Raw genomic sequence first — 12,813 nt, forward strand, 5'->3', positions numbered from 1 at the left:
AGGAGCGCGGCACAAAAGAGATGTTAGCGTAACGCGGGTGCGGCCTTTTCCAAGGGTGCGGCGGGAGTTGGAGCATTTTTGTTTATTCTTTCGCATTAGAGAGATGGCGCGGCAGCGCCGGTAGGGAAGGCCTCTCCGAGGCCTCCGCCAGTGTGCGCGGGGCATGGTGAAATACATAGGTAATCGAGACGTTCTCACGGAGGCCTCGGAGAGGCCTCCCTACCAGACGTTTGCGACCAATTAAATGAACAATGCTCCAATCCGCACCCGGTAAAATCAGAACTGATAGACAGCGGAAAAGGTGATTTTCCTCGGATCGAGATAATTGTAATCGCCGGAGGCGGTCAGGCGGGGGTTGGCCGCTAGGCCATACATGCGGTAGGCGAACACGCCATAGACAATCTTGTCGTCATTATCGAAGAGATTGGAAACATTCACTTGCAGGCGGAGCGGGCGCTTATTGCCAAAGCGAAGCCGGTAACTCGCGTGGGCACTGTAAGTTTGGTAGGCCTTGGCGTAGGAGTAATCAAACGGATGGTCGGGATCGGCCACACCGATGTTGCGCTTGCCGCGAATATTGGCGCCGAAGCCGATTTCGAGGCTGCGAAGCGGGCCGGAGGTGAAGGAATAGGTTCCGTAGATATTGGCGCTGTATTTGATTGTGTGGGGCAGCACAGTGCCCTTGGCAGCGGCCTTGAGGGCGTTCTCAATGCTTTCAATATAAGTGAGCATCTGATTTTTCACGGATATGTCCTCGGGCGTGTCCGTCAGGTTGCCAATCGCGGACTGCCATGTGGGCAGACTCTCGTAAAAGTATTTTCTCAGTCCCGGACGGAGATTCACCGCCTCGGTTTCGGGAAGCGCGAGATTGAACATGACACGCAGGTTTTTCGTGGGATTGGCGGTGATGTCTATTTCATAGCCGGTGCCCTTGTAGTCGCGCGTGTCGCGGTAAAGGATGGTTTCTTGGTCGGGACGCCCGGAATGTTGCCAGAGATACTGCAACTGGGTGTTGTAGGCATTTGTGTAACTGTCGTTGGGGTTCTTGTTCTGCGTGTTGTCATAGTAACTGGCGGAACCGGTGATTTTCTTGTTGAAAAACTCGAACCGGAGTCCGAGGTCCATGCCCTCGTTTCTCACGATGTCCGGGTAGGAACCGTCAAGCAGGTTGGGGCCGTTGCGCGGCGCATTGAAACTCTCTGAATAGTTGCCGAACACACCGACATTTTCGAGGAAATACCAGACCGCGCCCAGACTGCGGCTGACAGGGGAGACCTTTTGGACATCCCGACCGGTTGGCTCGACCACGGGTACAGCGGCGGCGGCGGCGGTGCGATTCTCGTAATCGTCGTAGCGGATGCCGTAAAGCAAGGTCACGCGCTCCCGCAAAAACTGGGTGGTGCCGAGAATTTGGGCTGATTTCACCCAGCGGTCGTTGTAGGCGACGTTCACCCGCTGCCAGACCAGGTCGAGATTCGGGTTTGTGATCTCCGGGATTTCTCCGGCGGCGACCGCCGGCTCGTCCCAATAATAACGCTCCCACAATTTGTAATTCGCACCGTTGGTCTTGTTTATAAGACGCGGGCGGGAGTGGATTTCATAACTGGTTTCCTCGCGTCCGCCCACGATGGCGGTCACGCGCTGGCGGATGCGGCGGGACTCGAACAGGCTGGTCGCCATGAACCTGACCTCGTCTACCAGGTTTTTGCCGTCTTGCGTGCCTCGGGTCTGGTCAGTGTAGGGGGCGCCGAACTTGGGATTGGGGTCGCCGTTGGGCAGCTTCCGGTTGATGTCTATATGATATTCTTCCCAAAGCGCGCTGTTGTCCCACGCGTCGTTGTTGCGCTCTGAGTGGTTGAAGGAAAGCTCCATGAACAGCCAGTCGCCAAAGTGCTTGTCGAGGTAGCCAGAAAACGTGTAATATCTATTGTGAACAATCGAGTCGAGCGGCTGGATGTTAAACTCACGATAAGGCAGCATGGGGACGCGGTCGCTGATTTCGGAGGCGATGTCCGTCCGTTGCTCGGCCATGAGTGGCGCGCCGGTGCCGTTGGTCTGACACAGATTGCCCCAGTTGGTGACATTGAGACCAGCCATCGAGGGAACCCAGAGGAAATAACTGCCGTTGGACATGCTGCTTAACCGTTGCAAGCCGTGTTCTTGGCCGGGCGGCGGGCGGTCAATGATATTGGTATTCGCATCATTACCGTTGGTCGTGGTGTAGCCGTTCCAGTAGGAGGCGTAATCCTTGAAATTCTGCTTGTATATATAACGCTCCATGTCGCCATATTCGCCCTCGAAGCGGAAATTCATGCTCGGCAGGACGCGCCACGTGCCGGCCAGATGCAGCCCGTCGCGGTCGGACTCCGCGAAATCGCGCCAGCCTTCGGCGCGGTTGAGGAGGCCGTTGACGCGGAGCGCGAATTTTCTGGAGACCAGCGGCTGGTTGGCGTCAAATGCCATGCGCCAGCCGCCGTAGGAGTCCATCCTGAGCGAGGCGACATGCCGAGGCTTGTATAAATTGGCGCGCTTGGTCCAGGTGGTGGCGATGCCACTGACGTTGCCGTCGCCGAACAGCACGCCGTTGGGGCCGCGGGCGAATTCGAAGCGCTCGGTGTTGTAGTCATCGCTGTCCACATACCAGACAAAATAATTGCGGGTGGGAAAGCCGGCGCCCATGCCGCGAAAGCGGACTTGATACTCGCCCTGCACGGCCTCGGCATTGCCGTCCATCGGCATGGCATTGGTCGCCCACTGGGAAGCCTCGGCGAGCGTGGTGGCAGCGATGTCGTCGAGAAATTCACGCGTGAGGACGGAGACGACGGCAGGCGAGTCGCGCAGGTCCATGCTCGTCCGTCCGCCGGTGAGCGAACTGGCGGCCATGTAACCGACATCCTTCGAGGTGGAGACCTCGAACGGGGACATCTCGACGATTTCCTCCGCCTCGCCGGCGGATATTTTGACGGATTGCGCGGGCAGCGCGAGGCTGACGGCGCCGGCAAGAGCCGCCCCCAGCAGGCAAAGGCGGGCGCGGCACGGGTTGGTTGTGGTGTTCATTATTTTAGGGTTCAGGGTTGGGCTGATGGGAAAATGGTTGGTTTGTTTTAGACACAGAGTTCACGGAGTGCGGGCACGGAGGGGAGCCCCTTCCACGCGGCCTTGCGCGCCGAAGGCGCCGGGCAGCCATTGGTGGGTGGCAGCGTCGGCGAGGGCGAACACGCAATCTGTCGCGGTTTGCGGGCGACGCAGGCGGAGGCGCAGCGTGTGCGCGCCGGTGCCAATCCGCACCTCGGCGCGGAACGGTCCGGCGCGGTGCGGGGAGGGTGCCGCATATATATTACGGCGGGTATCGTCTGCCGGCACGGCCAGCACGGGCTGGTCGTCCAGCGCGCAGGTGATGTCGCCATCCGACCAGGCCATGACGGCGTAATCGCCGGGCGCGGGGAGATAGAACGGAATAACAATGTCCAGCGCCTTGTTCATAAACGACTCACGCTGGAAGCGGAGCCATTGGCCATGGATGGTTGTTTTGTCACATTTGTCCGGGGGTGGTGTTTTTTCAAAACCCATTGTATAATCGTGTCGGTGTTCGATTAAAACCGGCTGATGGAAAAATGCGGTGTCGCGCGTGGCGGGCCGGCATTCGGCAATCTCTCCGATCACCGGCGACGCCGCCCGCAGTTGGCAGCCCAACTCCATGACCTGCGAGGTCAGTTCCGCGAGAGTGGCCGGCGGCTCGATTCCTATGATTGGCGCGGAAACGACCACGCCCTCGCCAATCGGCGCGAGCCAGCGGTTGTCTATTCCCTCCGGGTTTATGATGCCCAGCAGGGCGCCGAGCGTCGCGCCGGTACAATCGGTGTCGTAGCCGCAGTTGACCGCGATGCAGATGGATTTCCAGAAATCGCCGCCGCCGGCCAGCCAGCCGAGGATGGTGAAGCACACGTTGGCGGTGACGTGGGTGAAATTGGTCCGCGCGTAACGGGCGATTATATATTCGCGCACACCGGGCCAGTCGCGCGTCCGGTCCCACTCGGCCACCGTGGCGAGGACGGCCCGGCGGATTTCACTGGCTTCGGGCAGGCGGGCGAGCGCGTCGGCAAGCAGCGTTTGCGTGCCGGTTTCGACAAACGCGAGGGATTGCAGCGCGGCGAAAAATACTTCCGCCCAAACACCCTCGCCCGAGTGGTCATTGACCGCGTCGGCCCAGGCGAAGCCGGCCGCCCGGGCGGGGTTACCGGGAGCCACGCAGGCCCAAATCTCGCTGCGGATGGCGGCGCCCATACACTCGCCGAAAAAATTGTCCGTCGCGCCGCGGGCCGGACCGGACAGACCGCAAGCCGCGTTTCTTAGCGAGATGGCGTATTCATCGTAGGGGAACGTGACATGCCGCGTCCATGCCTCGCCGAGGATTTCCGGCGTCACCTGCGTCGCGCCGGTTTTTAGCAAGTGGTGCAGCCAGACAAGCTGGAGGTCGAGGTCATCGTTAGGCAGGACGCCGTCCGGCACCGGATCATAAAACGAAAGGGCTAGCGGGCCGGGCTTGCCCTCGTGCGGCCCGCCGAGCGTGCCGCCGATGTTCTTCCCCAACCAGCAGGCGTGGATTTTGCGGGGGAGATCGTTTATCGGGGGGGACATGGGGAAAAGGTTCGTTTTTTTAATCGCGGAAACACGGAAGGACGGAAGCCCTGAAAAAAGGAGAAGATTGGCTTGCTTCCGTGTTGGCTGATGTCGCTTCGCTCGGAACCGAAATTTCGTGCTTCCGCGGTTAATTTAATGGTTCGGTTTTAATGGCCACAAAGAGGCACAAAAAGGAGTGCTTGTTTTGTGCGTCTTTTCGGCTATTTTAATGGTTGTTTTTTAATTGGTGGCTTGGCTTAGGTCTCGGGGTTGAGCGCGGCGTGCCTCCAGTTTGGTGCGGATAGCGTAGGCGTCCTTTTCATCAATCGGGAAGCGCAGCACGATGAAGATCGTGAGCGCCAGCGCGGTGGCGGGGACGAGCATATACAGCAGGCGCATGATGACGAGCGCCTCCGCCGCCTGGCCGCCGCCCAGCTCCGCCTTGAAGCCGGAGAACGCGACCGCGAAGCCCGACAGCAGCAGCGCCAGCGTCAGCCCGAACTTGAAGGCCCAGGCGAACACCGCGTTCAACGTGGCCTCGCGGCGGACGCCGTGCTCGAACTCGTCCACGTCGCAGACATCGGCGACCATCGAGCCGAGCAGGGTCCAGAGGGCGGCCATGCCGGAGCCCATCAGGAGCACGGGGACGAGCTGGAGGTAGGGATAAGCCGGGTTGTAGCAAACCCACTTGAGCAGGGTGCCGGCCAGCGGGAAACACAGGGCGGCGGCGAGCGTGCGGCGTTTGCCGAAGCGGGTTGACGCCCAGGTGATGAGCGGCAGCGCGGCCATGCTGCTCAGGCAGTAGGTCGAGCCGGACCAGCCCTGCACCGCGGACGCGGCCCGCATGTCGCCGCCGTGGACATAATAAATGTTTATATAATAGCCCAGGCTGTTCACCATGAATATGCCGACGGCCATCAGCGCCACTGAATACAGCAGCTGCCGGAAGGGTTTCACGCCGACGGCCTCTTTCAGGCTTTTTATAAGGGGCAGTTTTTTCTGGCGCGTGACGGCGGCCTGCGCACGCTCCTTGATAAACAAAGCCGGCAGAATGCCGAGGAGCGCGATGGTCAGACCGATGCCGGCGCCGACCCAGCGCATGCCGTCGAGCGTGTCGGAAAAGCACGGGCGCTGCGAGAGCCAGAGCATCCAGGCCGTCGAGATGCCGGAGACCGAGCCGAAGAAGGTCTTGTAGGCCATGACGCGCGTGCGCTCGTGGTAGTCGGGGCTCATTTCCATGCCCAGCGCGCCGAAGGCCATGGCGAAGACGGCGTAGGCGGTGTAGAACAACAGCGACATGGCCAGGAAATGGGAAAAATATCCCCATTGCGACCAGCCGTGTGGCACCATCCAGACCAGCGCGAACAATAATCCGCACAGGATCGAGCCGGTGACGATAAACGGCTTGCGCCGGCCCCAGCGGGTGCGGGCATTGTCCGAGGCACTGCCGACAAACGGGTCCACGATGGCGTCCCACAACCGGGGCAGCGCGAGCGCGGTGCTGACCATGCCGGGGTCAACCGCGAGCGTCATGTTGAACACCGGGTTGGCCATGGTGTTGATGCCGTTCTGCATGGTGTTGTCGGCGAAGGCCCCGCCACCGTAGGCGAGCTTCTGCGCGACGGGCACCCGGTCCTCCGGCGCAGTTTGGTGCGGCTGGCTTTTGTTGTTCACGGGGTCGGGCATCGGGTTTTTGTATGATTATTTGTGCCTTCGTCTGTTTTTTAACCGCGAAGGGCGCGAAGGATGCGAAGAGAAGGACTTTTCGAATAGTGCCGTCGGGAGCCGAAGGCTAGGCACGGAGGATGAAAGGGTTTTTTCTAAAACAGGCATCCACCAAATCATCCAGTCGGGCCTCGGCGAGGCCGATGCAGGTGTCGGAGGCGCCATAGTAGATTTTCACCGTCTTGTCGTCCTCCACAATGGCGTTGCAGGTGAAGACGACATTGCCCACACGACCGGTGAGCTCATAATCATGCTCGGGCCAGAGCACGGCGTCCTCGCTGCGGGCGATGACGCGCGCCGGGTTTTGCAAGTCCAGCAGGCAGACGCCCAGGCGGTAAACCATGCCGACGCCGGTGGACGCGACGCCGTGGTAAAGTTCCAGCCAGCCCTGGTCGGTTTTAATGGGCACGGCGCCGGCGCCGACCTTCAGGCTGTCCCACAGGCCGGAGCGCGGTCCCATCACGGGCTCGGACTTCCCCCAAAAAACAAGGTCGGGCGAATAGCTCACCCACATGCCGCAGGTGTCGTTGGGATCGCCGAAGGGCCGATCGAGGCGTACGTAGAGACTGTTGATTTTCTCGGGGAATAACACCCCATTGCGGTTCCCCTGTTCGCTGGCGATGGAGACACGCGTGAAGGTTTTGAAATCGATTGTTTTCACGATGCCCAGCCTGACGCCGCCGGCTTCGGAACTGCTGGCGTAGATGATAATATACTCGTTGCCTATTTTAGTAATGCGCGGGTCATAGACACAATCCTCCCGATGGGCGGGATCAGGTGCGGGCCAGTTCACCGGCGCGGAATCCGTCCGCCAGGAAACGCCGTCGCGGCTCCGGGCCAGCCAGAACACGATCGGCTGTGCCTCTGTCGCCGCGTCGACCATCATTAGGTATTCGCCGTTGAATTTAATCGCGCCCGGATTGAAGGCATACATGACGCCGGGCGGAAAATTACCGGGGGCGAGCACGGGATTGAGCGGGTGCTTTTTGAAGACGCGGGAGTCTGGATTGTTTGGAATCATCAAATGAATGGTCTGTTTTTATTCACCGCAAAGGCGCAAAGAGCACAAAGGAATGAATTTTATAAAGAACAGCTATTAATATCCTTTGTGGTGAATTTATTTGTCCGGTTTTACTGTCCACAGATTACACAGATTCGCACAGATTGTTTTTAATAATTTGTTTTTTAATCTGTGCAATCTGTCGACAGTTTAATGGGTGGTTTATTTCAGGCGGAAGCGGCGGGCGAGGAGGAGGAGGAGGGCGACCAGGGCGGGGAGGAGCGGGGTGGGCGCTCCGCCGCCGCCGTCCTGGCTCTTGGTCGGCAGCGTGTAGGACGGGATGGGCGGAACCGGCGAGGCGACAGCGACGGGGGCGAGCGTGGCCACCTTGTCGTCCGCGCCGATGACACGGATGGCGCGGTTGCCGGTGTCGGCTATATACAAGGTGCCGCTCGCGGACAGCGTGATGTCGCGCGGCTGGTTGAACCACGAGGTGGTTCCGCCGGCATCTTTGAAGCCGGACACACCAGGCGCGCCGGCGACGATGCTGACGACGCCAGCAGGCGTGATTTTGCGAATGAGGGAGTTGCCGGTGTCGGCCAGGTAAATGTCGCCATCGCCGTCCACGATGAGGCCGCCGGGACTGTTAAAACGCGCGTCCGCACCGGCGCCGTCGGCGAAGTCCGGCTCCTCCGCCTTTCCGGCGAGGGTATCTACCGCGCCGCTGGCGAGCTCGACAACGCGGACGGTGTGGTTGCCGGTGTCGGCGACATAAAGAAAATCATTCGCACCGCCTGCCTCGAACAGCGCCACGCCAGCGGGGCCATTGAACTGGGCAAGCGTGCCGGTGCCGTTCGCCGTGCCTGACACGCCGCTGCCAGCGACGATGCTCACCTCACCGCCGGCTGTGATCTTGCGGATTTGGTGGTGGTCGCGGTCGGCGATATAAACAGTGCCGGCGGTGTCGGCGGCAAGGCCGACAGGATGGCTGAGGACGGCGGCGGTGCCGGATATGAAAGTCTTGATGGAGGCACCGGTGTCGGAGACGCGCAGCGCGGAGTTTCCGGTGTCGGCTATATACAAGGTGCCGGAGCGCACGGCGAGGCCAGAAGGGTTCCTGAAGCGCGCCTGCAGCCGGTCGTCGTCAGTCACGCCCGCAGTGCCGCTGGCGCCGGCAAAAGTATAGACGGCGCCAGCAGCGGTGAGTGCATGGAGGATATGTTTTTCAGAGTCCGCTATATAAATCTCGCCTGAGTCCACGGCGGCAAGCGCGGCGGGGGTGCCGAAGGGGCCGGAGGTGGAAGGCAGGATGGTAACGGTGGCAGGCGCACTTTCGGCGAAGCCGTCGGGGCCGGTCACTTTCACCATATAAACGCCAGCGTCGGCGGGGGAACCGGCGAGCACGAGGTCGGAGGCGGTGCCGCTGGCGACCGGCTCGCCGTCCTTGAACCATTGCCAGGACTGCGCGCCGGTGCCCGCCCTGACACCAACGGAGAGCGTGGACGGGACGCCGACCTCGGCGGATTGCGGCTGGGGCTGGGTGTCTATAATCGGGATGACGAGGGTGCTGGCAGTGGCGGTGACCACGGTGCCGGGCGCGCTTTCACCATAGGCGTTGGTCGCTGAAATCCTGTAATGATAAACCGCGCCGGGAGACAGCGGAGTGACGGTGCCATCTGTGTAGCCCACCCTGTAGGCACCGCTGACGATTGTTTCCACCGCGGGCTGGTCAATGGCAACAAGGTCGGTGAACGGGCCGGATGTCCCTGTGGTGGAATACTTGATTTTATACTTTTCCGTACGTGATGCGGCAAGCCACGTGAGGTCAATCATACCGCTGCCGAGCGGGGTGGCGGCGAGGCCGTAGGGCGGCGGCGGCGGGGTTGCGGGGATGGCGGCGTCGGGCAGCGTGTCATCATAAGCGGGCGGGGTGACGGTATCGTTGGTCGGGTCCACATAGTGTTTATAGAGGCGAATCTTATTGGTGTCCGCATAACGCATGGTGCTGTCCCGGTTATTGTCGTATTGCAATCCGGTATAAAGATCATTCGCGGAAAATTGGAAGGCGTGAATCGTCCAGTCCCAGTTTGGATAACTGACGGTGGGGTTTTCGTTATGGAACAACGAGAGGTAGTCCCGTAAAAATGTCCAGGTGCTGTCCTGCCCGGTGAGGTTTATGGGGGCGTGGCGAACGGCGCCGAACTCGCCGATGAAAATCCGGGCCTCCTTGTGTGTGTTTTGAAACTCCAGAATCGGGGCGACCCGCTCGCGCAGATAATTTTTATCGAGCACGATTGTCTCATAAGTAGGGGGATTGGCGTAACCGGTGGTGAAGTCAATCGGTCCGGGATAATAGTATCCCGAGCCGACGGCGGTGCCGTTGACGATGATGCCATCGAAGCCGTATTTCCAGAGGGGCTGGATGTTGACGGTGCCTTGCTCGGCGTATTCGTGCGGGGAATAAATGTGAACACTATAAATGATGCCCGGCGTCTCCTCCGGGTCGAAGTATTTCAGGCGCTTGAGGTATTTTTGGTTGGCGTAACCGACCGGCTCGATCACAATGGCGTGGTAACTGTCTATCGTGCGAATGGCTACGATGACGTCGGTGACGATAGTGTTCCAAGCGTCGGCGCCATCGAGCGGGGCCACGCCGTTTTCCTTGTCCGCGTCCGGGTTTCCACCGGCATTCGGCTCATTGAATATTTCATAGCCAGCGATAGTGCCGCGCTCGTTTTTGTAGCGGGTGGCGATGGTCTTCCAGAGGCTGACGAGTTTGTTCTTGTTGGCGATGCCCGGCGCGCCGGGCTCCTGTGACCATGTGCTGTAGTTGCCGTCCGGGAAAAAGTGTGCCCCCCCGTGGAAGTCGAGAACCACCTTCATGTTGTTGCTTCTTGCCGCATCCAGAAAATTATCAATGGCAGTCCAGCCAGCGGCGGGGAAGGTCCACTCGCCGCTAATTCCATCCAACTCGGGCGTGAATGCGGGGGACGAGCCTAGGAGCTGCAACCGCATGAGTCTGGTGCCCCACGGAATGAGTGTGTCATTCATTGTAAAACTGGTCAGCCAATTGCCGGCGTTCACGCCACGCTGCGCGGCGGCGGGCCACGATGGGGGTTCGACGACGCCGGGATCGGTCTCCAATCTTATATTGTCAATGGTCATGGGAGAGCCGGTGATCGCATTGCCGCCGGTGCGGGCGACGATTCTTATGGCGAGGCCATCCTTGAAATCAATCTTCGCGCCGTCGCCCGGCGTACCGTTGTAGATGACTATGCCGCCCGGCGGCACCGCGGCACCGTCTTTGGAATTGACGGGCCGGTAGGCGCCAGCGGTCTGGGTGATGGTGACTTTCCCGTTGAGGTGCTCGTATTTGATTTTGAACGCGGCTTTCCCGTATGTCGTGGAGGCCGCGACCGGACGGGGATACGAACTCCCGCTCAGATTGATGGTGGTACCATTATATATAAGCGTGGCACCGGGGACGGTGCCTCCGTCCAAGTCATTGCCGAGGCCGGTGGGGGAAAGGCAAAACATCAATTTTTGCCCCGCCGCGCCACCACCCACCTCAAAAAGCCCGATTTCATATTTCGTGCTGTTGACACTTGAGGTGGTGTTCGGCCCGTGGAAACCGTCAAAGGAAAGTTCAAACGTTTCGGTCGCAATAAACTTGTTTTTGCTGATGACAAAAACGTTATAAGTGGAGTAACCGTTTAATATCTTGAACTCACCGCCTTCGGCGATGAAGTAGTTGCCGACCTGCGCCCCATAGGAGGGGACTTCGGTTTGCCAGTTGTCGAGGTTTTCGGCGGTGTCGAGGAAGACCGCGGCGGGGGATGGTGCGGACAGGCAGACCGCGGCCAAGGCGAGGGAGGAAAACAGCCGGAGGGCGGCCGGTGGAGTGTGTGTTTTCATGCGAGAGGTGAGTTGGTGTTGAGGTTTTCGTGATACGCTGAGGCAGAAAAGCGTCAGTGGGCAGGCAGGGAGAAACAGGAGGGGTTGCGCCAATGGTGAAAGTGTTGCTGAATGAAGACTGGACTAGTGCAATAAAAAATGAAATCAAGACGAAACTGTTTCAGATATGAAGAAAATTTCTTTCCCATCTCATGATATTCCTGTCTGCCACGAGGCGGATATCGTAATCGCAGGTGGCAGTTGCACAGGCGTTTTCGCAGCAGTGCGTGCAGCGAGACTCGGAGCCCGGGTCGCCCTGATCGAACAGGCGAGCCTGCTGGGAGGCACGGCAACCGCCGCGCTGGTCAACCACTGGCACCGCCTTGACGACTCCGCCCGCAATAATCGCGTCATCGGGGGGCTTACGTGGGAAGTCGTGGAACGGCTCACGCGACGCGGCGCATGCCTCGCCGTCGCCGGGCATGAGCGCATCCGTTATAAATTGAACGCCGCCGAACTCGCGATCGAGCTTGACGAGCTTGTCCGCGAGGCGGGAACGATCCGTCCGTTTCTGGCGGCAAGGGTGGTCCAGCCGGTGGTCTCCGGGGACCGGTTGACGGCGGTGGTGATCGAGGACGAATCGGGGCGGCGCGCGATAACCGGCCAGGTATTCATCGACGCGACCGGCAACGGGAACCTCGTCCGCCGGGCGGGCGGACGGGCGGCGCAGCACGCGCCCTTGCAGCCGGTTTCCCACCAATTTCTCGCCACGGGAATCCAGCGCGTGCTGGAACAAAATCCGGGGGCGCGGCTGTGGCCGGAAATCCGCGACGCCGCGCTCGCGCTGGGCCTGCGGGATAGCAATCCGTGGGTGGACATCGTGCCGGGCGCGTCCCACGTGCAAACGGTGTTTGGTGCCCGGCTGAACGGCGTCGATGGAAGCGACGCCGATCAACTGACCCAGGCGCATATCGAGGGCCGCCGTCATGCGCGGGTATTTCTCGATTTGATACGCCAGCACTATGGTGCGACCGCGGCGGACGTGGCGCTGCTGGCCCTGCCGCACCAGATTGGAATACGGGATTCATGGCATGCCTGCTGCCTACACCGGGTCACGGCTGACGAGTTGCTGCGCGGGGAGAAATTTCCAGATGCAATTGGCAACGGGACTTATCCGTTGGACATCCACGGCCCCGAGGGGACGAGCATCCGTTACCTGGACGGGAAGGAGGAGAGGGTGTCGAAACAAGGGGAAACCAGCGAGCACCGCTGGAGAAAAGAGGGGGAGCCATGCCCCCGGTTTTACCAGATTCCTTTCCGCGCGCTCGTGCCTCAAGGTTTTTCAAACCTGCTGGTCGCGGGCCGCATTCTGGACGCCGACCGGTCCGCCTATGGCGGGCTGCGAGTGATGGTGAACACCAACCAGACCGGGGAGGCAGCCGGTGTCGCCGCCCATATCGCGCTCACCGAAAACACACACGTGCCTCAGGTTAATGCCGCCTCGCTCCGTTCTTTGTTATCCGCAGGAGGCTCCATCATGTTATAGCGCAATCCCTCCCCTGGATCGCATTGGC

6 protein-coding genes are annotated in these 12,813 nt (G+C 60.3%); 1 reads left to right on the forward strand and 5 read right to left on the reverse strand.

Features of this window, described 5'->3' with window-relative positions; translation table 11 throughout:
* Positions 1 to 276: 276 nt before the first annotated feature.
* The 5 genes from OH491_RS22180 to OH491_RS22200 form a co-directional block, all read right to left on the reverse strand.
* On the reverse strand, positions 277 to 3,057 hold the full coding sequence (locus tag OH491_RS22180; protein ID WP_068769003.1) for a TonB-dependent siderophore receptor: 2,781 nt from the start codon (positions 3,055 to 3,057) through the stop codon (positions 277 to 279).
* Between the two features lie 60 nt (positions 3,058 to 3,117).
* On the reverse strand, positions 3,118 to 4,638 hold the full coding sequence (locus OH491_RS22185; protein WP_068769002.1) for an ADP-ribosylglycohydrolase family protein: 1,521 nt from the start codon (positions 4,636 to 4,638) through the stop codon (positions 3,118 to 3,120).
* A gap of 222 nt (positions 4,639 to 4,860) precedes the next feature.
* Positions 4,861 to 6,306 carry an MFS transporter gene (locus OH491_RS22190; RefSeq protein ID WP_068769001.1) on the reverse strand — a complete coding sequence of 482 codons (1,446 nt, stop codon included), beginning with the start codon at positions 6,304 to 6,306 and terminating at the stop codon, positions 4,861 to 4,863.
* Positions 6,307 to 6,412: 106 nt separating this feature from the next.
* Positions 6,413 to 7,366 (reverse strand): glycoside hydrolase family 130 protein, encoded by a 954-nt coding sequence (locus OH491_RS22195; protein WP_068769000.1) that lies wholly within the window; start codon positions 7,364 to 7,366, stop codon positions 6,413 to 6,415.
* A 201-nt stretch (positions 7,367 to 7,567) separates the two neighbouring features.
* Positions 7,568 to 11,260: a cellulase family glycosylhydrolase gene (locus tag OH491_RS22200; protein WP_068768999.1), complete on the reverse strand. Its 3,693-nt coding sequence runs from the start codon at positions 11,258 to 11,260 to the stop codon at positions 7,568 to 7,570.
* A 166-nt stretch (positions 11,261 to 11,426) separates the two neighbouring features.
* Here OH491_RS22200 and OH491_RS22205 point away from each other — a divergent pair, with 166 nt between their 5' ends.
* On the forward strand, positions 11,427 to 12,785 hold the full coding sequence (locus tag OH491_RS22205) for an FAD-dependent oxidoreductase (protein ID WP_068768998.1): 1,359 nt from the start codon (positions 11,427 to 11,429) through the stop codon (positions 12,783 to 12,785).
* Positions 12,786 to 12,813 lie beyond the last annotated feature (28 nt).

Source organism: Termitidicoccus mucosus, assembly GCF_038725785.1.
Classification (GTDB): domain Bacteria; phylum Verrucomicrobiota; class Verrucomicrobiia; order Opitutales; family Opitutaceae; genus Termitidicoccus; species Termitidicoccus mucosus.

What these genes read in the sequence shown, in the direction of transcription:
- OH491_RS22180 (WP_068769003.1), bottom strand. Translation starts at nt 3,057, where the DNA reads ATGAACACCACAACCAACCCGTGCCGCGCCCGCCTTTGCCTGCTGGGG.
- OH491_RS22185 (WP_068769002.1), bottom strand. Translation starts at nt 4,638, where the DNA reads ATGTCCCCCCCGATAAACGATCTCCCCCGCAAAATCCACGCCTGCTGG.
- OH491_RS22190 (WP_068769001.1), bottom strand. Translation starts at nt 6,306, where the DNA reads ATGCCCGACCCCGTGAACAACAAAAGCCAGCCGCACCAAACTGCGCCG.
- OH491_RS22195 (WP_068769000.1), bottom strand. Translation starts at nt 7,366, where the DNA reads ATGATTCCAAACAATCCAGACTCCCGCGTCTTCAAAAAGCACCCGCTC.
- OH491_RS22200 (WP_068768999.1), bottom strand. Translation starts at nt 11,260, where the DNA reads ATGAAAACACACACTCCACCGGCCGCCCTCCGGCTGTTTTCCTCCCTC.
- OH491_RS22205 (WP_068768998.1), top strand. Translation starts at nt 11,427, where the DNA reads ATGAAGAAAATTTCTTTCCCATCTCATGATATTCCTGTCTGCCACGAG.